The following is a 21,069-nucleotide window of genomic DNA, read 5'->3' as shown; positions in this document are numbered from 1 at the left end:
CGGAGCAACCGCATGAGCGAGCCCCGCATCAACCTCATCTTCGCGCGCGCCGCCAACGGCGTGATCGGCGCGCACAACACCATTCCCTGGCACCTGCCGGAGGACATGGCGCACTTCAAGCAGCAGACCGCCGGCGCGCCGGTGGTCATGGGCCGCAAGACCTGGGACTCGCTGCCGCCGCGCTTTCGGCCGCTGCCGGGCCGGCAGAACATCGTGGTGACGCGGCAGGCCAACTGGCAGGCCGAAGGTGCGCAGCGTGTGGGGAGCCTGCAGGAGGCGTTCTCTTTCATTGCACAACACGTCGCGCAGCCTGCAGCACAACAGGCGCCCCAAGACATCTGGGTCATCGGCGGCGCGCAGATCTACGCCGAGGCCGAGCCCCTCGCCCACCGCGCGGTCGTGACCGAACTGGCGCGCGACTACGAAGGCGACGCCCACGCGCCTGAACTCGACGCCGCCGTGTGGCGCGAAACGCAGCGCGAGTCGCATGTGTCCGCCAAGGAAGGCATCGCCTTCAGTTTCGTGACCTACGAGCGCGCCACCGACCCGGGCCCTTCCACCGTTTCCGCAGCCTCCGCATCGTCCACGCACGAATGAACGACACCGCCCCTCGCCACCCGCCCGCCCCGCCCCTGCGGCGCCGGTCCGTGGTGATGGGTGCGGCACTGGCCGCAGGCGTTGCAGGTCTCTCTCCTTTGCGCGCGCTGGCCGCGCCCGAGCCGCTGGAGCCCGATGAAGAGGCGCTCTTCATGACCGGCACGGCGCGCCCCACGGCCGACGGCCGGCTCGAGGTCGACATCCACGGCTGGATCTTCGAACGCGAGCACCGCTGGGGCCTGAACACCGCGCTGGCGCGCTACCTGGGGCTGAACCTCAAGAAGCTCTCGCCCGCCGCGCGGCTCCGCTTCAACCAGCGCACCGCGCTGTTCCATGCGGAATCGGAAGAAGACAAGGTCATCGACATTGACTTCGACGGCAGCCCCACCCGCGTCACGATGCCGCCGTCGGGCAAGGACGGCCGCGTCAACCTGCGCGTGGTGATCGACATGCCGCGCGCCACGCTGCTGTCGCCGCAGGCATCGTCGCAGGAGTGGGTGCAGTTCCACGGCGTGACCGGTCCGGGCGAGCTGCTGCACCGCTTCCGGGGCCAGGCGCTGATCGTGCCGCCGCAGGGCCTGTCGGTGATCTCGGACATCGACGACACCATCAAGCGCACGCAGGTGCGCGACCGGCGCGAGATGCTGCTGAACACCTTCTCGCGTCGTTTCGAGCCCGCGCCGCGCATGGCGCAGTGGTACCGCGAGATGGCGAAGACGCCCGACACGCGCTTTCACTACCTGTCGGCAAGCCCAATACAGCTGTACCCGCCGCTGGCGGACTTCATTCGCGGCGCCGACTTTCCCGCGGGCAGCATGCACCTGCGCGAGAGCACCACGTGGCGCACGCTGGTGCCCGGCGCGGAAGATTCGCGCGCGCACAAGCTGGGCGTGATCGAGCGGCTGCTGGCCGAGTTTCCGCAGCGCCGCTTCGTGCTGGTGGGCGACTCGGGCGAGGCCGACCCCGAGATCTACGCGCAAACGTTTCGCGCGCACCCCGGGCGCATCGAGGCCATCGTGATCCGCGACGTGACGGGCGAAGACCGCCTGTCGCAGCGCTACCGCGAAAGCTTCGACGGCATCGCGCCGGTGCACTGGCACATCGTGCTGCCGGACACCACCGCGTGGCCGGTGCAGCCGCGAAACTAGGCCTTCGGTACACGCCGCGCAAACACCGAAACGTGTCGGCGTGCAGGCGGAAAGGCATGCGCCGCGCAGGGTTTAGAAAGCCTTTAGACAACGCTAATTGTTTGTGCGCAAAATGGCCGTCACGCCCTCAAACCCCCAAGGAGACGGCACATGTCCATGGAATTTCTTCGGGTGCTCGCCGAGCAGAAATTGCCATACGTCGTTCACACGCCCGCAGACATCGACAGGCTGCGCGTGCTGCGTGCGGCGGAGCTGGTAACGGCCTTCATTCCACCGTCGGACCGCGCGGGCGATGCGCGCGCGATCCGCCAGCTGGCGCAGGTCGAATCGATCACCGTGAAGGGCCAGCTGGCCTTGAACAAGGCCACCTCGGCGTTCATCGAACTCTGAGTCCAGCCTGCGCCCGGCGCGTCAGACGACGCCCTGCGCCAGCATCGCGTCGGCCACGCGCACGAAGCCGGCGATGTTCGCGCCATCCACGTAGCTCACGCGCTTGTCCTTGCCTTCGCCGTAGTGGATGCACGAGGCATGGATGCCCTGCATGATCTGCAGCAGCCGCGCATCGACCTCTTCGCGCGTCCACGACAGGCGCGCCGCGTTCTGGCTCATTTCCAGCCCCGAGGTGGCCACGCCGCCCGCGTTGCTCGCCTTGCCCGGCGCGTAAAGCACGCCGTGGCCCTCGAACACCTTCACGGCCTCCATGGTCGACGGCATGTTGGCGCCTTCGGCCACGCAGAGCACGCCGTTCTTCACCAGCATGCGCGCGTCTTCCTCGTTCAGCTCGTTCTGCGTGGCGCTGGGCAGCGCCACGTCGACCGGCACGTGCCACGGCGTGGCGCCGGCCACGAAGCGCGCGCCGGTGCGCTCGGCGTAGTCGCTCACGCGGCCGTAGAGGTGGTTCTTCACGTCCATCAGCACGGCGAGCTTCTCGGGCGTGAAGCCGTCCTCGTCGACCACGGTGCCGCTGGAGTCCGACACCGTCACCACCTTCGCGCCCAGCGCCATGGCCTTCTCGACCGTGTACTGCGCGACGTTGCCCGCCCCCGAGACGCTCACGCGCAGGCCGTCGAAGCTTCGGCCCTTGCGCTTGAGCATTTCCTGCGCGAAGTAGACGTTGCCGTACCCGGTGGCCTCGGGGCGGATCAGCGAGCCGCCGAAGCTCAGGCCCTTGCCGGTGAACACGCAGTCGGCGCGGTTGGTGAGCTTCTTGACCATGCCGGCCATGAAGCCGATCTCGCGCCCGCCCACGCCCACGTCACCTGCGGGCACGTCGGTGTCGGCGCCGATGTGGCGAAACAGCTCGCCCACGAAGGCCTGGCAAAAGCGCATGACCTCGCCCTGGCTCTTGCCCTTGGGGTCGAAGTCGGCGCCGCCCTTGCCGCCGCCCATGGGCAGCGTGGTGAGCGAGTTCTTCAGCGTCTGCTCGAAGGCCAGGAACTTGAGGATCGACAGGTTCACCGACGGGTGAAAGCGCAGGCCGCCCTTGTACGGCCCGATGGCCAGGCTGTGCTGGATGCGAAAGCCGCGGTTGACCTGCACCTCGCCATGGTCGTCCACCCACGACACGCGGAACATGAGCACGCGCTCGGGCTCGACCAGCCGCTCGAGCAGGCTGTGGGCGGTGTACTTCGGGTGCTGCGCGATGTAGGGCCAGAGGCTTTCCATGACCTCGGTCACGGCCTGCAGGTACTCGGGCTGTCCGGGGTTGCGCTGGGCGACATGGGCCAGGAAACCCTCGGCGGTGGCGTGCTTCATTCCAATCCTTCTATTTGCCAAATCGGTGCATAACCTTATGCGGATCTTGCATTTTGCCGGATAGGAGAACCAAATACGGGCACAAAGCCCCATTCAGGTGCAGACAAAGGCGCACCTACACCCTTGCCGCCCCAAAACATTGAAAACCGGCGAGCCTTCGGCCAGCCGACCTGTCAGATGGACGTCGCGCCCATGCGGCTGTCCTGCGCAATCCACGCCGCCAGCTTCGCGGCCGGCATCGGCTTGGCGATGAGGTAGCCCTGCAGTTCGTCGCAGCGGGCCGCGCGCAGGGTGTCGGCCTCCTCGCGCCGCTCCACGCCCTCGGCCACCACGCGCAGCCCCAGCGTGTGGCCCAGGCCGATGATGGCCCGGGCAATCGCCATGTCGGTGGGGTCGCCGAGCATGTTGTGGATGAAGGAGCGGTCGATCTTCAGCTTGTCGATGGGAAAGCGGTTCAGGTAATTCAGGCTCGAGTAGCCGGTGCCGAAGTCGTCGATCGACAGCATCACGCCCAGCGACTTCAGCGCGTGCAGCTGCACCAGCGACTGCTCGGCCGCGTCCATCAGCGTCGATTCGGTGAGCTCGATTTCCAGGTCGCCCGGCGGCACGCCGTGCAGGGCGATGGCGTCGCGCAGCACCGACACCAGGTCGCCCTCGCGCAGCTGCAGCGCCGACATGTTGATGGCCACCCGGATCGCGCCCAGCCCGTCGCGGCGCCAGGCCGCGTGCTGCGCGCAGGCCTGCTCGATGACCCACGAACCGATGGCCACGATCTGCCCCGACTCCTCCGCGATGGGAATGAACTGCGCGGGCGGCACCGGCCCCAGCTCCGCGCTCTGCCAGCGCAAGAGCGCCTCCACGCAGATCAGCTCGCCGCTGTGGGCGTCGATGCGCGGCTGGTAGTGCAGGCTGAGCTCGTCGCGCTCGATGGCGTGGCGCAGGCTGCTTTCCAGCTGCAGCCGTTGCTGGGCGCGCTCGTTCATCTCGGGCGTGAAGAAGCGCGCGGTGTCGCGTCCGCTGGCCTTGCTCTGGTACATGGCCACGTCGGCATGGCGCATGAGCGCGTCGATGTCCTGCGCGTCGTCGGGGTACACCGCGATGCCCACGCTGCAGGACACATGGATCTCGGCGCCGTCGATGTCGTGCGGCTGGCGAATCAGCTGGATGAGCCGGCGCTCGACCAGCGACAGGATCTCTTCGCCGTCGGCCACGTTGGCCAGCACCACCACGAACTCGTCGCCACCCAGCCGGCTCACCGTGTCGCCGGGCCGCACGGCCTGCGTCATGCGGTGGGCCACCGAGCGCAGCAGCGCGTCGCCCACATGATGGCCCAGCGAGTCGTTGATGTTCTTGAAGCGGTCCAGGTCGATGAACAGCACCCCCACGCGCTGCCCCTTGCGCTGCGCCTGCTGCAGCGCCAGCCCCAGCCGCTCGATGCACAGCGAGCGGTTGGGGAGCTCGGTCAGCACGTCGTGGTGCGCCAGGAAGCGGATGCGCGCCTCGCTGCGCTTGCGGTCGCTCACGTCGATGGAGGTAAAGATGTAGTGCGAGATGCGCTCCGGCCCGTCGCGCACCACGCTGGCCACCAGCCACGCGGGGTAGCTGTCGCCGTTGCGCCGGCGCACGCTGACCTCGCCCTGCCAGGTGCCACGCTGGTCGAGCACGGGCCACAGGTCGGCAAAGTGCAGGGTGTCGTCGCTCATGAGCCCCTCGGGCGGCTCGCCCACGAGTTCGCCCAGGTCATGGCCCGTGAGGCGGCACAGCGCGCGGTTGGCCGTGAGGATGCGGTGCTGGGCGTCGATGATCAGGATGCCTTCGGACGAGGCCTCGAACACCTTGGCCCAGAGCATCAGGCGCTGCTCCATCAGCTTCAGGTGGTTGATGGGCGTGAAGGCCGTGAGCAGCGCGTCCTGCCCCTGGTACACCAGCCGCCGCGCCGACAGCACGGCCCACGAAGGTTCGGTGCCGCCGAGCCAGCGCACCTCGAACTCGTCGACGGCGCCGCGGTCGGCCAGCTGCTGGAAGAAGCGCGAGCGCACGCCGGGCGCCACGCCCAGCGCCCACGGGTCGCGCGTGCCGCCGCCCAGCCAGGCCTGCGCGCTGGGGTTGGCGTTGAGCACCTCGTGGTTCGGAATGGCCGTGACCATCAGCGGAATCGGAATGGCCGCCACCAGGTCGCGCTGCGCCTCGGCCGCGCGGGCGCTGGCCGCGAGCTCCTGCTGCGCCTGCCGCTCGCGGTCGAGCTGCGCCAGCATGTCGTTGAAGCCGAGCACCAGCACGCCGATTTCGTCGCCGCTGTCCCAGTGGGCGCGAAGGCTGTGGTCGCCGGTGCGGCGCACGGTGTCGACCACGCCCGAGAGCCGCCGCAGCGGCAGCGAGATTTGCCGCGCCACGTAGAACACCGCCGTGAGGATCATCAGCAGCAGGAACAGCGCTGTGCCCAGGTGCATCCACATGCGCGCGAAAAAGCCGTGCTCGCGCGACGTGAGCATGGCGTTCAGCTCGCCGACGGCGCTGAACCAGGCGCCGTCGAGCTCGGCGAACAGCGCCTGCTGGGCCGTGTCGAAGGCGGCCAGCCCCCGGTAGTTGCCGCTGTTGTCGGTGCTGTCGCTGGACGCCAGCACCTCGCGCGAGGCCCGGCGGAAGGCCTCGATGCTCGCCAGCAGGCGGGCGCGCGACGGGTCCAGCCGCGCCTGCAGCGGCCCCTTGGCGGCGGCGAAGGCCTCGGCGTAGTCGCTCTTGATGCTGGCCGCGATGGCGTCGATGCGCCCTTCCAGGATGAAGTACTGCGTGCGCGCCTCGGTCGCTGCGAGCCCGCTGGCACCGGGCGCGTGCAGGCGCGCGGCCATGTCGGAGCCGAGCTCCAGCAGCTCGGGAAAGCGCAGCAGCACCAGCGACATCGTGTAGTAGCTGTCGAGGTCGGGGTCGAGGATGAGGTTCGACTGGTTGCCGATGCGCGTCACCAGCGCGCGGCCCTGCTCGAGCGCCTCGCGGGTGGCGGTCTCGCGCGCCGTGGTTCCGACGCGCCCGGCCTGCGACGCCGAGGCCAGCGACTCGCGGAACTGCTGGCTGAGCGCGGCGCTTTGCATGCCGTCGCCGTACTGCTGCTCCAGCTGCGCCAGCGCCTGGGGCGGCGCGGGCTTGGCGCCCTGCCAGCCGGCGGTGGCGAGCAGGGTCGAGCGCAGGCGGTCGATGTAGGCCGCGCCCGCCATCTCCTTGCGGCCGAAGTCGATGGCGATGAACTTCTCGTTGATGAGGATGCCGCTGATGAAGATCACCGCGCTCAGGTCGAGCAGGTAGATGACCAGCAACTTGCGGCCCACGCTCAGCCGGCTCAGGCGGCGGGTAATGAAATGCACCATATCCCTCCAGGAACAGGCACATGCATGCAATCTTTAGGCCTCTTTGTTGCGATTGGTGACAGATTTGTGGAAACAACCCTAAGAAACCGAAAGAGCCCTGCGCCGACTTCCAGCCCCGCGGCCTTTGCTAAGCTGTTCGCCGACTCTTTCCCACTCAACGAATCCTGGGTCCGTCGCCACGACGGGCACCACGCAGCCCCATGAAAATTGCCACCTGCAAGTTTCATTGGCGGTTCTGCATGTGTCACAACGTCGCAGAAATTTTCGCAAGTCGTTGATTTCTCAGGGAAAGATAGTTCCTCGTGAATCTCGATGTGTCACACTGGCGCACGTTGGCCGGGTAGCTAGGTGGGTAGCTAGACGGCCTAGCTACCCACCCTCTACCAACGATGGCCAAACTAAGTCACCTGCTTTCCGACCTCCAGATCAAGCGATGGATTGCCAAGGGCGCATCCGTCGCGAAGTCCGATGGGGACGGCCTGACGTTCACTTTGTCGAAGGGGGGCACCGCCTCGTGGGTGCTGCGCTATCGCCAGGGAGCGGGCACCCGCAAAGAAATAACGATCGGCAACTATCCTGACGTCAGCCTGGCCGCTGCGCGGGAAGAAGCACGAGCGCTCCGCGCGGCCGTCGACAAGGGCGCAGACCCGGCGCTGCAGAAGCAGGAACGGAAGTCGCGCGCCGCAGCCGCCTGGACGATTTCCGACCTTGTCGCGGACTACCGGGAGAAGGTGCTGCTCCCAAGCGTCTTCGCTACGGGCACGATCTACTACCGGAATGCGGACATTGACCAGCTCATCGTGCCCAAACTAGGTGCGCGCCGAGTAGACCAGGTGACCAGCATGGACATCGTCACGATGCTGAAGGACAGCAAGCGTTCCTGGGCGATGACCAAGCGCGCGCTCACGACGGCGTCGAAGCTGTACGACCATGCCTGCGGGCTGACCATCGTGCCAGCAAACCCGTGCACAGGCATCAAATTGACCGCGCTGAAGGGTCCAAGGCCAACCGTACGCAAGCGTGTGATGCTGGAAGCCGACGAACTCAAAGCACTGCTGTCTGGCATCGACTTCATCGGGCGCGAAAACGCGCTCGCGTTTCGCATCCTGTTGGTCACCTGCGTGCGCGGCGTCGAGCTCGTAAAGGCCAAAAAGACCGACGTAGATCTGGAGGCCGGCACATGGTGGGTGCCCGACGATTCTGTGAAGACTCGAGTGGGCTTTTCCGTGCCGCTGCCGACGGTTGTAGCAGACTGGTTTCGCGAGCTGATAGCTGTGGCCGGCGACTCCCAGTGGGTGCTCCCCGCACGCCGCATGGATCGCGTTCGCAACCTTGGCGATGTGCCGGTTGGGCGGACCACGCTGTGGGCCGCATTCAATCGCGCCTTCGAACGCGGGGACATCGACATACGTCGCTTCACGCCGCATGACACGCGCAGCACGGCCAAGGGGCACTTGCGCAATCTCGGCGTGTCACGTGAAATCTCAGAAATTGCCCTGAACCATAAGCTCAAGGGCATGGAGGGCATTTACGACGTCCGCGAAGAGATTCCAGAGCGGCGCCAAGCCCTTGCGATCTGGGCCGACTACGTGGTTGCTTGCGAAACGGGCCAGCCGCCACCGTCACCGGAAAACGTCTTTCCCCTCAAACGCGCCGCTTAGTGCCTACTCGCGCCCCATCCATGCCGGCCGACACGGCTAGGATCTAACAATAACGCTCATATGCTCAGCGATCTCGATGAACTCATCCTTAAATGTCCGGATCCACAATCTCGGGCCTATATAAAAGAAGCCATCATTTGTTATAAAAATGGCGCGTATCGTTCGGCAATAGTATCAACTTGGATCGCGATTTGCTTTGACTTGATTGACAAGATTAGATCATTGGCAGAAGCCGGTGACGGGGAGGCAATCAAGTTGAATGAGCAATACGATAAGATAGTTGCGAGCAATGATATTGTTGAGGCATTAAAGTTCGAGAAAACACTACTTGATGCCGCCAAAGACAAGCTTGAATTCTTTTCTAGCCTTGAATACACCGATTTGAAAAGAATATCGGAAGATCGAAATAGATGCGCACATCCCTCGAAAGATAGAGACGCGCTAGCATTTGCGCCCACCTCAGAACTTGCACGCCTACACATTGTCAACGCGGCCCATCATGTTTTAACTCAGCCCCCTGCACAGGGCAAAGCAACGCTCGAGCGTCTTGCGACCGACCTGCAGTCGGCGGCATTTCCGGCCAAACCAGACGAAGTACGGAAGATCTTAGAAAACGGCCCACTCGGGCGTCCGCGTAAAGCTCTTCTTAGAAATTACATCATTCTCGTACTGAAGAACCACCTCGATTTGGGTGCGAAATTCAAGACCCGCGGCCGTATGGCTCGTGTCCTCACCGCGCTGGTGGAGATTCATCCGCAGCAGAGCCGAGAAGTGCTTACCGCAGAGGTTAAGAAATTCATCAATTCTGCCGACGACGAAAGTTTGACGAGGATTATTCGACTCGCTATACATCAAGAGATTTGGCCTCTCCTCGAAGATACGGCGCGAATTAAATTAACGTCTTATGTCGAAAATATTCCTAGCGACAAGTTAGACTTTTTTGATGAATTAATTGACTCCTATTTGGAACCGGCTTCATCTGTCAGACTGGCTCGTGCCACTTTGAGAGAGCTTTTAGCCTGTATCTGGATTACTATTCCTGCAGCGGCTGCGTCGCGAATGATTCGCCTCCTTCGATTTGCAAAAAGCTCCGAAGATATTGCTGGAATTGCGGACTATTTGAAGGCTTACAGCGACGATATTCTTGAGGCCCATATCCATCAGCTGATGGAAGTATCAAATGCCCGATCTACAGTGGCGACCAATCGGTCAATAGCGCGGCTACTGGAGGAAATCGGAAAGCGCGATGACGAGTGGAGATCGTTTATAGACACTGCGGCGACTAAAGCAGGCCTTATGCAATTCGTGAGTCTTTAGCATCAGCCTCACAGGTTCGATTCCTGTCGACAGCAACACAAACCTGTTGATTTTCAACAGGTCTGAAGCTCAAGGAACGAGCATCAAGGATCGATCGTTCGCCACTGTGCTGAGCAGAAGCTGCACCTCGTTGTCTCGCCCTTCAACAACGAGTCGGCCTCGCTCAAGAAGCTCTCTACTTCGCGCAGCCATGGCTGCGAGGACCGCGGATCGATCCGCGACACGCTGGCAGGCAGCGGGGTCGGTTGAGGCCTGCTCGCGATCACGGGCGGCGTAGTCGGCATATTGCTGGCGCACCCGGCCAAGCTCAGCAGCAACAGTGCGGCCGCGGCCGGCCAGCACCTCAAGGCGGATTTCGTACGCATCAGTGTTTTCCTTTTGGGTCTTTGCATGCGAGGCCACCAGCGTCACGGTGCGCTGCAGGTCGGCCAGCGCGGCGAGCGCTCGAGCGGTGTTCTCCTTCGCCCGCTCGCGCTGTTCGACTGCCAGGCTAGCGAGCGCGGCGGCTGTTCGAGCGTGCTCTATGCCTGCCGTGGCGAGCGCAGCAGCGAGGCCGAGCCCGAGGGCCCAAAGCGCCTCTGTTTTGAAGTCCGGCAGGATCATGGTTTGATTTCCGGCAGTTCCACCGTCTGGCCAGCCAGCCGGTGCGTACAGTCGCCCAGGAACTGGATTCGGCCGTCTGTCACGAAGGAGTGGCAGCACTCGGGCGGGTCACCGGGCTCAGGAACGAATGAAGGATCAACGCGGCGGCCAGTGGTCGCGAGCACCGATGGCGAAAGCGTGGGCTTGTCGGCGTCGCCGTTCCACTGCCAACCGCCGGGCCCGGTGCTCACAGCATGCTTGCAATCACAGGCCGGGCAGTGGAACCACGCGTAGTTCGGGTCCGTCACGGATGGATGGGCCAGCCTCATTTGCTCAGCACCTTGTAGGCGCGCGCGGTCGCCGCCTTGCGCTCCACCAACTTCAGCCGCGCCTCGCCGTTGACGCGTCCGGTGACCTCGTAAATGTCGCCGCGCTCAGCTGCCGGTAGGCAACCTTTGTAAGCGGCGAAGAACCAGCACGCGGTGAGCGCTGCGTGCTTCGGCACCAGCACCAGCGCGGGGTCGACGACATAGTCGAAACCCAAGGCCGCGCTGGCGGCCCGGTAGGCGTCGAGCCACGTGAGCTGGATGAGCCCGCGCCCGTGGTAGCCCTTGTACCGCAGCAGGCTGAGTGCTCGCGCGTTACGTGAAAAGTCATCCGCGCGGTATTGACCTTTTACGAACAGGCTGGGGAACACCGCACGCAGCCGGTCGGCCGTCGTGTAGTAGAGGTCTTCCTCGACCACCGACAGCGGCCCGTTGCGGCCTTCGGACTCGATGGCCACTTGGCCGAGCAGGCACGAGACAGCGTTCGGCGTGGTGATGCGAAAGCGTTGCAGCGCTTCGCTGAGCGGCGCAGCGTAGCGCTCGGCATATGCCGGCGCGGCTCCTGTGCAGGCGATGAGGGTCTGGGTATCGATCATGGTGCGGTTCCTCCTGTGTTGGGACGCCCGGGCATGTAGCGCTCGAGCATGGATTCGATGAACTTGGCATTGGCGAAGCTGGCGGTGAGCACGAAGCCCAGCGTGGTCCAGACCTCGAAGGACGCTTGCCGGCTGACGATGAATGCCAGCGTGCCGGCCAGCCAGGCGCCGGCCATGTGCGAGGCGCACATCAGCCAGGGCCGAAGCAACGGCTTGTCGGGCGCGGCCGACAGCTCGCGGTCGATGCGCATCAGCAGCGCGGTGGCGCCGGCCAGGCTGGAGATAACCAGCGCGAGCACCATGAGCACCGGCGGGATGTTGAGCGGATCGGAAAGGCTCGACTGCCCCACCGCGGCGAAGGCGGGCAACGCCAGCAGCGGCAGCCAGATCGCGGCGATCAGCCCCCAGATGATCCGGCGCAGCTTCGGTGCCGTGAGCTGCTGGCTCGGCTGGGTGGCGATGCGGTCGTGTAGTTCTTTCATCATGTGCGTAGGCGATGGCGCTGGAAGAGGTCGAGGAAGGCAACGAGGGCGGCGAACACGGCGTCAATCCAGAACGGCATCGCCAGCGCGCGCCACCAGCCACCGCCTCCGGCGATGAAAACGTAGGTGAGGCACATGAGGCCCATCGAGAGCGCCACGTAGATCAGGTGGCGCGAGCGCTTCGCGCATCGCAGGTGGAACCTGTCGGGCAGCATGTCGTTGACCACCACGTCGACGATGCCGACCGCGGCGACCACGGCAAGGAAGCCGACCAGCCACCAGCCAGGCGGGCCGCTTTGTGTGATGAGCCGGTGGGTGAGCGCGTCGGGCTCCCAGGCGATCACGGCGATGCTGGTGAGCGAAGACAGGGCCACATACAGGCGCGTGATCCAGTAGCGCGGCAACGTGCTGATGTGGTGCCTGCCGAGGGCGTGAAGGTCACCCCAGTTCGAATTCGAGCGGCCGAAGTTCATGGTCAGATCTCCACGAACACGGGCGGCATCGCGGGCGCCTTGCCCTCGATCACGCCGTCGCGCACGAACACCTGGTCATCGACGGCGGCCGTGCCGCGCGCCACCAGCACGCCGCCGCCAGGCAGCACGACGGTGGCCACGTCGCCCACGATGCCGCTGACGGTTCCGATCTGCAGCGGCGTCGACGGCAGCATGCCGAGAAACTCGAGATAGCTGTTGGTGCTCATGTCAGGCCTCCGGATGGGTTTCGAGGATGAGCGTCTGGCGCAGCGTCGGCCGCTGCCAGTCGAGTCCGGTGCTGCGCACCAAGCCAAGGTGCGACTCGGCGCCGTCCTCGTAGCGGACCATCGCGCCCGGCAGGATGAGGCCGGTTTCCGGCAGCACCTGCAGGCGCAGGCTCACGCTGGCCTGCAGGCCCGTGTCGCCCAGCACGGCGAGGCCGCGCTGCTGCGCGCCGTCGCTGTGCGTCATCAACGGGTGCGTGACCATCGGCGCGATGCTGTCGCCGGCGGTGCCGGCGCGCGTGATCTGCCCGAGCACGCCGGCGGCGTTGGCGCCTGCGACGAACACGCGGTTGTAGTCGGGCTTCGGCGTGTACTCGATGCCCTCGACGGATACCGCGGCCGCAGGCAGCACAAAGTCAGGTGCGACCGTGTTCCAGTGCCATGGCGCCACCGGGTAGCGCGGCAGGATGCGCAGCGTGGCATCCGCGCGGTGCGGCTGCACGATGGCGCCGGCCGCGCTGGCGATGTCGAGGACCGCATCGATGTGCGTGCCCTGAAAGTTCCACGTCCCGCCCGGCACGGCCCAGTCGGTGATGCCGAAGTCGATCCCCCACCCGATGCCCACGCCGTTGTAGGTCAGGGCCAGTTCCATGAGCTGCGCGATGCTGCGCGGCGCTGCGGACTGGTGATTGAGCACTGGCGAGCTCGGCGCGCCCAGCATCGCCGCGCGGCCCCTGCCCTGCACCTGCACCTTCGCGTCGGCAAAGCGCCGGTCGCGGCGGTAGTTCTCGGCGGCGAGCCGGTACTGCACGCCGTTGACGGTGGCGAGGATGTCGACCGGGCCCGAACGGATGTCCCGCTTGATGATCGGCAGCGCGGACCACGGCAACGTGGCGCTCCACTGCCAGGTCCAAGAGTCGGCATCGAGGCTCATGGCAAATGCCGTTGCTTCGAGCGCCTCGCCGCTGTCCACGCGCACGAGCGTGATGTTGTTCTGCACGATGTAGGCCCTCCTGATGGGCACGGTGATGGTTTCGCCGGGTTCCGGCTCGGAGTGCCGCTCGCAGATGAACACCAGCGTGGTGCTGTACTGCTGCTGCACGTCGAACACGAGCGTGGTGGACGGGACATAGCAAGGGTCGCCGGTCGGCGGGGTGATGACCGATCGGCCTGGAAGCGGATGCATGGCCGCCTGCCAGCGCGTGAGGCGGCCCACATCGAGCTGAAGCGCAGCGCCGAAGCGGTCACGGTGCGCGAGCTGCACCCCGACGGCTTGCTGCCACCGCGCAGCCACCTCGCGGCGCATGCGGCTGGCCTCCTGATGCCGAACGCCTACCGGGCGCGTTGCGAGCTGCGCCGCTGCCTGCCAGCGCACCGAGCCGCCAGCGCGCACGCGCAGGGCTTCCTGATGCCTTGCGGCTGTAGCGGCTTCCAGTTGGCGCGCGGCCTGGTAGCGCAGCACCGCCGCAGCGCGCGCGCGCTGCGCGTCCTGCCAGTTCACGGCCACACCACCGACGAGCGGCGCGGCCTTCTGCCACCGCGCCAGGGTGGTTGCACGGGCGGGCGCGGCGTTCTGATGGCGCGCGAGGGCACCGGCCTCAATCTGTCGTGCAACCTGCCAGCCGGCCGATACCTTGCCCATCAGCGGGCGAGAAACCGCGCTCGAGTAATTCGCCGTGCCGCGCACCATGAACGCGGGCAAGGGGATACCACCCGAGGCCAACACGTTGGGCGGGCGCTTGACCAGCGCGCCACCCGACAGCATGAACGCCGGCAGCGGGATGCGGCCGAGCGCATGGGCCGCGCCGCTGGCCGCCTCTTCGGGCTCGCCGAACACGAGCACGTTCGGCGGGCCGTCGAGCGGCGAGCGACGGAAGACGAGGTCATCAACCACCGATGACCACCCCGCTGATGAAGAACGTTCCGCCCTGATACAGCTTCGCCTCGGGGTCGCCTTCCGGCGGGTTCAGCACAACAATCTTCACCTGCCCGGTTCCCGAGGGGCCGCTGATGCTGAAGTCCGCCACCCAGGTGCCGTTCGCGAGCATCAGGCGACCCCACGTCGCAATCCCCGTCGCAGACACCATGTCGCCGGCGCTGTCGGCCTGCGCAAGCGCGAGCTGCCCGCTGTCCACGGCGCCGGCCGGCACCGCGAGCAGGACTGAAGCGAGCAGCGTCGTAATGGCGCCGCCCTCGCCCGGCTGCGCGCCGCCGCACACCTGAAAGCGTGCATCGGTGCCGAGGTAGGCCAGCAGGCCGGGCCCGCCCAGCATGGCGTTGATGGCGAGCACGTTCATGCCATCAGCTCCACCTTGCCATTGGCAAGGGTCAACCCGTCCGCGACCACCGCGCGCTTTCCGTGGGCCTCGTAGTAGGCGAGCACGGTGTATCCCTGCAGCTCATCGACATACTGAAAGTCGTAGCTGCCATCGGCCTTCGACCATTGCTCACGCATCACCAGGCCATCGGTCTCGCGCACGAGGCGAACGCGGCACGCGTAGGGCTTGTTCAGAGGATTGACATAGTCCAGCGTGAAGCCGCGCACGCGGCCAATGCCATCGCCAAGCACGCCGGTGAGATAGTCTTTACGAGCGCGGTGCAGCCGATGAACCTTGGTTTCGCCGTACACCATCGGAACGCTTGCGGCCGAAAGCATGCGAACAAGCTGCGGGATTCTTGGTTCGGCGTACTGGTACCGCGGCAGTGCCACCGCTGGCGGCACGAATGCCGCGGTGTATCGCGCATACTGCGTGAATCGCACGTCGAAGAGCTGACCCACGAACCCACGCGCCGAATTTCTCGGGTCAAACCCGACGGTGACCGGCGTGATGTTGTCGCTCACCGTGGGCGCACTCGCCGAGGCGACCGCCACCCCGTTTACATACATCGTCAGCGCCGATCCAGAACGCACACCAGCGAGGTGCACCCAGGCATTGAGCGGGCATGTCGTCGGGCTTCGGGCAAAGACTTCGCCACTTCCTGTGCCAACCTGGATGAATGGAAAGCCGCCGCCGTCAAGGCTCATGACGAACCCACTGAGATAGCCGGAATTGCCCCGCGAGATGATGTAGTTCGGGTTGGCTGCAAGCGAGGTGATGTAGACCCATGCCTCGACGGTGAAGTCGAGAGCAGAGCCCACCAAGGTGTCGGTGCCGAAGCTCACGTTCAACCGGCCCGTGCCATTGAACAAACCAGACACCGGGTTGAATTTGAGGTTGGCAGCGGAAAAGCTCGCCCCACCAACAACCTCGACGGCATGCCCCCTCAAGTCACCGAACGAGCCCGCCATGGGCAGATGCAACCGGGTCAGGTAGGCGAACGTGTCGACGCTCGACACCGACGACAACCGCGCGCGCACACCCGGCCAAGCAAGGCCGAAGAAGACCGAGAGCGTCGTCCAGGTCGTGCCGTTGTCCGACCACTGCAGCGTGACTGCATAGAGAAACTTCTCGGGCGTCGCGGCGGCCCCCACGGCCATGTCGGAGACGTCTTGAGGACTGACCCCAAAATCCCAATAGAACTCGACGCCAGCGGCAACGGCTGCAGCGCTCCACGCCGCCCCTGTGCCCAGGTCGTCGTCCTTCAGATTCGCCAGAGTGCCAGAGGCCGGGGCCACGTTGCTCGTGAGAACAGCCGCAGCATCTGCCTGCGCAGTGGCCACCACAAGACGAAGCTCAGATAGCTCAAGCCCTTGCGCCGATTTCGCCTGGACCGATACGGCCCGCCAGTACCGATGTGCTGCCATCGCTTAGCGCCACGGGCCCGTGATATCGATGAAGCCCACGCCAGTGTTCACGTTCGTGGACGCCGAAGCCAGCGCCGTCGTTGGGGCCAGCACCTGCAACGTGCGCCCCGCGAATGCGCCGGCGCCTGGCACGCGGTCCAGCTGCTTGAACACGTCGAATACCTGCGATTGAGGCGAGGACAGCACGCCAGGAAGGTCGCCACGCGGCGGCGCCGTGACCAATTGCGCGACATAGCGACGAGACAGCAGTAGCGAGCCATCGATGACGCTGGGAAACGCTCCCAGTGCGCCGTCCGATCCTGATGTGAAAGTGTTGGTCCCGATGTACGGGATGGTGCAGTGGAGCAACGAAGACCCCAGACCTGCATAGCTGCGAGGCATCGCCATCTGCAGCCCCACGCCGGTGAACACCTGGTTGTCGGATGCCCCTGTCGGGCTGCCGGTCTGCGTCGAATAGTTCAGCACGCATGCGTATGCGTCGCCCCCCGGCTTGTACGCCAGCAGGTCGCCAAAGCATCGCGTGGTCGAACCGAGGTTGGCGGCGTTGGTCGGCTGAGCCACCATCGGCGAGAAATAGAAGATCCGCGCATCCGCGTGAAGTGCCCAAGGAACGGCTGTCGTATTGGCCACGGAGCTTTTCGCCCAGGCACCACCGCCGCTGATCTGGACGGCGGTGGGAAACGAACCGGTGCCCGTGTCCACGTCGGTCATGGCCTCGTAGCCGACGACGCGAGCGATGGTCGTGCCGGTGTCATCGACGCGAAGCAGCATCTTGGTGCTGGCCGGGTCGAGACTGCGATACACCGCCTTGTTCGTGCCGGCGAACACCTTCTCCCACCCCGCCGGCGCCATCTTGAATGTGATCGTGCCGGCGGCGACGCCGTCCGCCATGGCGGTGGCGAACTTGACAACGCCGGCGCCGACCGCAGTCACCTTCTGCTCGCCGTTGAGCGAGGCATAGGCGCCGGTGATACCGGCGATCAGGATCACACCATCGAGCTGCGCGCTGTGCGAGCCCGTAAAGGCCAGCGAGGCCACGCCGCCGGCAACCGTGAGCCCGCTTGCGGTCTTGAGGTCGAAGCCATTCACCAGCACCGCATCGAGCAGGCTGATGAGGGAACCAGCCGTTCCGGACAGCGCAGGCGCGCCGGTCATCGTGCTGTTGAAATTCTTGACGGTGGTGTCAACGACGGAAGTCATGCTTTTCCTTGTGCGAATTACGGGCGGTCCACGCCAATGAGGACCAAGATTTCAAAGCTGTCGTCGAGCACCGTCTCGGCGCCCATCTGCACGGTGCGCGTGGGCACGAAGGGGAACGTGGCGGCGATGGTGTTGAAGCGGATGACATGGCCCGCGGCCCAGCCGGAGCCGAAGCCGGCGGCCGGAATCGTCATGTAGGGCACGCCCGAGGGGCCGAGCGGCGAGCAGTCGGCCGTAAGGCTCTGTCCGGTCACGATCTGCCCGACGTGCTCGCCAATCAGGTTGTAGGTCGTGCCGCCGGTGTTGATCTGGATGCGCCACCGCTCAGTCACGGCGCCCTTGTTCGTGACCGTGATCGGGTTGTCGATGTCGTTGAACGTCGGGTCCGCGGCGTTGCCAATGAGCGCATCCGACCAAGCGCCCGTCCACGTCTGCTGATCGAACAGCAGCGATACACGCGCCTTCACGTCGCCCATGCGCAGCGCGCTGCTCACGTAACTATCGCCGGCGGTGTAGGCGTGGGAAACCTTGCCCGCGAAAGCCAGCCGGCCATCGATGCCCACATCCGAGACCGTCAGCATGTCCTCGATGCGGTGCTCGTAGATGATCGGCTGCACGTAGCCCGACACGTCGGTGAACGTGACCGTGCCGGCGTCGAGGTTGCGCGTGTAGCCCGTCTGGATGGTCACGCCGTCGCCGCCGATGATCTTCGCGCGCGACAGCCGCTCACGGCCAGCGCTGAGCGTTTGCCCGTTGGACACCACCACCGGCGCCTGCCGCTTGGTGTTGTGGATCACGGCCAGCTCGCCCTTGCGGAAGATCGGCACGCGGCCGTCAGGCGGCAGGCGCACCGGATCGATGCCCAGCAGCGTGGCATCGACGGGCAACGTCGTGTAGGCCACGGCGTTGTACCGGATCGTGCTCGCGAAGACCGGGACGGGCTTCCAGATCTTGCCGTCGCTGCCTACGGCATCGGCCGAATACCAGATCGCGCCTTCGTTGCCGGCGGCCGTCACCCAGTCGCCGAAGCGCACCTTCCCCACGCCCGTGGCCGCGTCGAACGTGCCGTGCACGTTGGCGCCGTTGATGAAGCCCGAAGCATCGGCCGTGACGTTGATCGTGCCGCCGTTGAGCTTCGTCGCCAGTAGCTGCAGCGTGCCTGGGCTGACGGGCGCCACCGGCGTGCGGAACACCACGTACTCGACGGGCTGGCTGTCCAGCGAGGTCAACAGGCTGTTGACGACAACACCCGTCGAGGCGGTCGCCGGCCAGTTGGTCAGCGAGGCGATGTTGGTCGCGTAGTCGTAGGTGCCCGCCAGCGTGGCAGCGCCGGTAGCCGGGTCGAGGTCGGTGTAGATGCTGCCGGCCCGGTCGAAGTAGGTTTTCCCGCCGAATGTGAAGTTGACCGAGCCAGGCACGCCGGCCTCGCTGAAGTTGGGCAGCAGCTTGACGGACAGCTTGGGCTGGTTGAAGGTCTGGCTCTTTGTCGTGCCAGCACCCACCACCCGGAAATTCGCCGTCACCAGCGCCGACGAGTCGGTGGGCAGCGAGGCATTCAACACCGCATAGGCGTAGCCCGTGAGCGTGTTGCGGTAGAAGCCGGGCAGGTTGGGCGAGAGCACCGTGCCCAGCACGCCCAGCGGGCTCACCGCCCACTGCGGCACGGCCACGCTCACGACCGCTTCGGGGTACAGCTTCGCCACCCCGGTGGTGTAGTTGAGAGTGCCGAACTCGACACCGGCACCGTCCACCAGCTTGCCGGCGCCGTTGTCGGTCACGGTCTTGGTCGATGCGAAATTCTGCGGCACCCACTGGTCAGCCGGCACGCCGCCAGTGGACTGCAGCACGAGGTTCCAGTCGAGTGACAGGGACCGCGGCGCGATGTTGGTCTTGCCGAGGTTGAGCGTGATCGCACCATCTACGTCGCGCGCCGGCGCCGGGAAGGTCTTCGAGGACGGGTCGCCGTGGCTGTAGCCCACCGTGAAAGCCACGGCCGAGGCTGGCAGCACGTTCGGGCGGACTTCAATAGTGCTCGACGCATACGACACTGGGCCGGTGGCGTCACCCGTGAGGGCGCCGCTGCCGTTGTCGGTCGCATGGCGCGCGGCACCGTCGTTCCAGTCCACGGACACCGTGCCGGACTGCGCGGCCAGGTTGTCGAGTGCCAGCATGATCGACACAGCCGCCGTGAGCGTGCCGCTGCGGCTCTTGTAGTTGCTCTTCGCCGCCCAGGTGAAGATGACTTCGCTACCCACGTCCGGCAGCGCGCCGAGCGTCGGCAAGGCCGTGCCCGTCGCGAAGTCGATGGTGCCACTGCCGATGCTGGAGTCAGCGCCCGAGAGTCGGCCGCCGCCGTCGTCGGCCAGCTCGTACCAGTTGCCGCCTGCGCGGTACGCCACGCGCAGCGAGCCAGGCGCAGGGGGCGGCAGGATGGTCAGCGGGTAGTTGGCGCGCCGGTTCTCAGCCGTCACTGCGATGGAGGTCGAATCGGCCAGCTCGATGGGAGCGCCGGCCGGACGGAAACTGATCGTCTTGTTTCCCGTGATCGCTGGCGCGTCGCTCGCGAACGTCATCGCGCCGCCGGCGTAGTTCACAGTTCCGATGGTCAGCGCTCCCAGCTTGAGACGCCCGCCGTCGTCGGTCAGCGTGCCCGCCGAGGTTGCCACCGACAGGGAGCCCGGATAGGCCGGGTTGCCGAAGCTGATGATCGAATTGGGCCCGAAGGCAACGCCGGTGGTCAGCGACACCGTGCCTGCACCGGAAGCCACCAGCGAGGTCGCCGAGCCTCCCGCGGACCGGTCCGTAAGCGGAATTTCCGTGGTGGCGCTCGGCACCAGCTGCGTGGTGATCGTGTCCACCTTCGCCGACAGGTCGCCGATGCTCACGGGCACCGTGACCTTGGCAATGCTGTAGAACTTCGAGGCGTTGGCCACCAGCATCTTGTTGATCGCCGCCGCGGTGGCAGAACGCTCGAAGAGGCGGCTGGCCGCCGTGCCGGTGTAGTCGTTCTTCAGCCCGTCCACGATCTCGCAGACGCATACCTGCGCTGGGTAGTCCACGAACGAGCCGCCGCTGCTGTAGCTGTAGGTGCGCTGTTCCACGGCCACGTCGGAAATGCGCACGTACTCCGTCTTGCCCCCGCCGCTGATCTGCAGCGTTGCGTTGATGCTGGGCGGCGTGGCGCCCGGCCGCTGGAAGATCTGCAGCGAGCGCTGACCCTGCACGTGGTTGGACAGCAGGTAGCCGTTGAACTCTTCGCCCGGCGAGGTGTAGGCCTCGATGCGGTTCTGGATGCTAGCGCGGCGGTCGAAGAAGTCGCCGGTGTAGAACAGCGCGGCATTGACCTTCGGGTCCGCCGGCGGGCGCGAGATGATGACCACGCCGCCCAGCGCGGTGTCGGTGTTCATGGTCTGGATAACCGCCGCCACCTTCATGATGGAAAAGTCGCCCTGCGCGCGGTCCACCGCGGAGATGTCTTTGAAGATGGCATTGCTCTTGCCGTCCTCGATGAGCTTCGAGGTCGGCGCGCCGCCGCCCTCGGGCACGTCGTCCATCACCTGCGTGGTGACGAGATTGATATCGGATTCGTTGATGGCCATGG

Annotated in this window: 18 protein-coding genes; 5 read left to right on the top strand and 13 right to left on the bottom strand. The window is 65.7% G+C overall.

Annotation, left to right across the window (positions count from 1 at the left end):
* The first annotated feature begins 12 nt into the window (after positions 1-12).
* The 3 genes from QTI51_RS04180 to QTI51_RS04170 all read left to right on the top strand — a co-directional run bounded on the left by QTI51_RS04180 (position 13) and on the right by QTI51_RS04170 (position 2,135).
* Positions 13-597 (top strand): dihydrofolate reductase, encoded by a 585-nt coding sequence (locus QTI51_RS04180; protein WP_116908072.1) that lies wholly within the window; start codon positions 13-15, stop codon positions 595-597.
* Positions 594-1,745, top strand: a complete 1,152-nt coding sequence (locus QTI51_RS04175) for a phosphatidate phosphatase App1 family protein (RefSeq protein WP_286512687.1) — start codon at positions 594-596, stop codon at positions 1,743-1,745. Before QTI51_RS04180 ends, QTI51_RS04175 begins: the two co-directional genes overlap by 4 nt.
* A 150-nt stretch (positions 1,746-1,895) precedes the next feature.
* The gene (locus tag QTI51_RS04170) at positions 1,896-2,135 is read left to right on the top strand and encodes a hypothetical protein (RefSeq protein WP_116908074.1); all 240 of its coding nucleotides are present in this window, start codon (positions 1,896-1,898) and stop codon (positions 2,133-2,135) included.
* 21 nt (positions 2,136-2,156) lie between these two features.
* On the opposite strand, the gene gdhA is transcribed toward QTI51_RS04170, so the two are convergent.
* Together gdhA and QTI51_RS04160 are read right to left on the bottom strand one after the other, a co-directional pair.
* Positions 2,157-3,500 (bottom strand): NADP-specific glutamate dehydrogenase, encoded by a 1,344-nt coding sequence (gene gdhA / locus QTI51_RS04165; RefSeq protein WP_116908075.1) that lies wholly within the window; start codon positions 3,498-3,500, stop codon positions 2,157-2,159.
* Between the two features lie 173 nt (positions 3,501-3,673).
* Positions 3,674-6,862 carry an EAL domain-containing protein gene (locus QTI51_RS04160; RefSeq protein WP_116908076.1) on the bottom strand — a complete coding sequence of 1,063 codons (3,189 nt, stop codon included), beginning with the start codon at positions 6,860-6,862 and terminating at the stop codon, positions 3,674-3,676.
* Between the two features lie 389 nt (positions 6,863-7,251).
* Between QTI51_RS04160 and QTI51_RS04155 the strand changes: the two genes are divergently transcribed.
* Together QTI51_RS04155 and QTI51_RS04150 are read left to right on the top strand one after the other, a co-directional pair.
* Positions 7,252-8,523 carry a tyrosine-type recombinase/integrase gene (locus QTI51_RS04155; RefSeq protein WP_286512690.1) on the top strand — a complete coding sequence of 424 codons (1,272 nt, stop codon included), beginning with the start codon at positions 7,252-7,254 and terminating at the stop codon, positions 8,521-8,523.
* Positions 8,524-8,583: 60 nt separating this feature from the next.
* Positions 8,584-9,840 (top strand): hypothetical protein, encoded by a 1,257-nt coding sequence (locus QTI51_RS04150; protein WP_286512692.1) that lies wholly within the window; start codon positions 8,584-8,586, stop codon positions 9,838-9,840.
* Between the two features lie 69 nt (positions 9,841-9,909).
* Here QTI51_RS04150 and QTI51_RS04145 read toward each other — a convergent pair whose 3' ends face one another.
* Genes QTI51_RS04145 through QTI51_RS04095 form a run of 11 tightly spaced genes read right to left on the bottom strand, consistent with a single transcriptional unit; the run spans position 9,910 to position 21,067 of the window.
* Positions 9,910-10,443, bottom strand: coding sequence for a hypothetical protein (locus QTI51_RS04145; protein WP_286512694.1), 534 nt, complete (start codon positions 10,441-10,443; stop codon positions 9,910-9,912).
* Positions 10,440-10,730: a ubiquitination-like system serine protease family protein gene (locus QTI51_RS04140; protein ID WP_286512696.1), complete on the bottom strand. Its 291-nt coding sequence runs from the start codon at positions 10,728-10,730 to the stop codon at positions 10,440-10,442. The genes QTI51_RS04145 and QTI51_RS04140 overlap by 4 nt, the downstream gene beginning before the upstream one ends.
* A gap of 17 nt (positions 10,731-10,747) precedes the next feature.
* The gene (locus tag QTI51_RS04135; protein WP_286512699.1) at positions 10,748-11,344 is read right to left on the bottom strand and encodes a glycoside hydrolase family 19 protein; all 597 of its coding nucleotides are present in this window, start codon (positions 11,342-11,344) and stop codon (positions 10,748-10,750) included.
* Entirely contained in the window at positions 11,341-11,826 is a 486-nt protein-coding gene (locus QTI51_RS04130; protein ID WP_286547590.1) for a hypothetical protein, read from the bottom strand. Before QTI51_RS04130 ends, QTI51_RS04135 begins: the two co-directional genes overlap by 4 nt.
* Entirely contained in the window at positions 11,826-12,299 is a 474-nt protein-coding gene (locus QTI51_RS04125) for a hypothetical protein (protein WP_286512702.1), read from the bottom strand. Before QTI51_RS04125 ends, QTI51_RS04130 begins: the two co-directional genes overlap by 1 nt.
* 2 nt (positions 12,300-12,301) lie before the next feature.
* Positions 12,302-12,526 (bottom strand): hypothetical protein, encoded by a 225-nt coding sequence (locus QTI51_RS04120; RefSeq protein ID WP_286512704.1) that lies wholly within the window; start codon positions 12,524-12,526, stop codon positions 12,302-12,304.
* 1 nt (position 12,527) lies between these two features.
* Complete coding sequence (locus QTI51_RS04115) at positions 12,528-14,417, bottom strand: hypothetical protein (RefSeq protein WP_286512706.1); 1,890 nt, start codon at positions 14,415-14,417, stop codon at positions 12,528-12,530.
* Complete coding sequence (locus tag QTI51_RS04110; protein ID WP_286512708.1) at positions 14,410-14,820, bottom strand: hypothetical protein; 411 nt, start codon at positions 14,818-14,820, stop codon at positions 14,410-14,412. Before QTI51_RS04110 ends, QTI51_RS04115 begins: the two co-directional genes overlap by 8 nt.
* Positions 14,817-16,268, bottom strand: a complete 1,452-nt coding sequence (locus QTI51_RS04105; protein ID WP_286512710.1) for a LamG domain-containing protein — start codon at positions 16,266-16,268, stop codon at positions 14,817-14,819. Before QTI51_RS04105 ends, QTI51_RS04110 begins: the two co-directional genes overlap by 4 nt.
* A gap of 3 nt (positions 16,269-16,271) precedes the next feature.
* Positions 16,272-17,468, bottom strand: coding sequence for a hypothetical protein (locus QTI51_RS04100; protein ID WP_286512711.1), 1,197 nt, complete (start codon positions 17,466-17,468; stop codon positions 16,272-16,274).
* A gap of 17 nt (positions 17,469-17,485) precedes the next feature.
* The gene (locus QTI51_RS04095) at positions 17,486-21,067 is read right to left on the bottom strand and encodes a hypothetical protein (RefSeq protein ID WP_286512713.1); all 3,582 of its coding nucleotides are present in this window, start codon (positions 21,065-21,067) and stop codon (positions 17,486-17,488) included.
* Between the last annotated feature and the right edge of the window lie 2 nt (positions 21,068-21,069).

Source organism: Variovorax sp. J22G73 (genome assembly GCF_030317035.1).
Lineage (GTDB): Bacteria > Pseudomonadota > Gammaproteobacteria > Burkholderiales > Burkholderiaceae_C > Variovorax.
The sequence above is the reverse complement of the archived record's forward strand: the minus strand, read 5'-3'. Positions and strand labels throughout refer to the sequence as shown.

Bases quoted from the DNA above. Each gene is read 5' to 3' on its own strand.
- QTI51_RS04120 (WP_286512704.1), bottom strand. From the start codon at position 12,526: ATGAGCACCAACAGCTATCTCGAGTTTCTCGGCATGCTGCCGTCGACG.
- QTI51_RS04145 (WP_286512694.1), bottom strand. From the start codon at position 10,443: ATGATCCTGCCGGACTTCAAAACAGAGGCGCTTTGGGCCCTCGGGCTC.
- QTI51_RS04160 (WP_116908076.1), bottom strand. From the start codon at position 6,862: ATGGTGCATTTCATTACCCGCCGCCTGAGCCGGCTGAGCGTGGGCCGC.
- QTI51_RS04130 (WP_286547590.1), bottom strand. From the start codon at position 11,826: ATGAAAGAACTACACGACCGCATCGCCACCCAGCCGAGCCAGCAGCTC.
- QTI51_RS04170 (WP_116908074.1), top strand. From the start codon at position 1,896: ATGTCCATGGAATTTCTTCGGGTGCTCGCCGAGCAGAAATTGCCATAC.
- QTI51_RS04175 (WP_286512687.1), top strand. From the start codon at position 594: ATGAACGACACCGCCCCTCGCCACCCGCCCGCCCCGCCCCTGCGGCGC.
- gdhA (WP_116908075.1), bottom strand. From the start codon at position 3,500: ATGAAGCACGCCACCGCCGAGGGTTTCCTGGCCCATGTCGCCCAGCGC.
- QTI51_RS04100 (WP_286512711.1), bottom strand. From the start codon at position 17,468: ATGACTTCCGTCGTTGACACCACCGTCAAGAATTTCAACAGCACGATG.
- QTI51_RS04155 (WP_286512690.1), top strand. From the start codon at position 7,252: ATGGCCAAACTAAGTCACCTGCTTTCCGACCTCCAGATCAAGCGATGG.
- QTI51_RS04105 (WP_286512710.1), bottom strand. From the start codon at position 16,268: ATGGCAGCACATCGGTACTGGCGGGCCGTATCGGTCCAGGCGAAATCG.
- QTI51_RS04150 (WP_286512692.1), top strand. From the start codon at position 8,584: ATGCTCAGCGATCTCGATGAACTCATCCTTAAATGTCCGGATCCACAA.
- QTI51_RS04125 (WP_286512702.1), bottom strand. From the start codon at position 12,299: ATGAACTTCGGCCGCTCGAATTCGAACTGGGGTGACCTTCACGCCCTC.
- QTI51_RS04095 (WP_286512713.1), bottom strand. From the start codon at position 21,067: ATGGCCATCAACGAATCCGATATCAATCTCGTCACCACGCAGGTGATG.
- QTI51_RS04110 (WP_286512708.1), bottom strand. From the start codon at position 14,820: ATGAACGTGCTCGCCATCAACGCCATGCTGGGCGGGCCCGGCCTGCTG.
- QTI51_RS04180 (WP_116908072.1), top strand. From the start codon at position 13: ATGAGCGAGCCCCGCATCAACCTCATCTTCGCGCGCGCCGCCAACGGC.
- QTI51_RS04135 (WP_286512699.1), bottom strand. From the start codon at position 11,344: ATGATCGATACCCAGACCCTCATCGCCTGCACAGGAGCCGCGCCGGCA.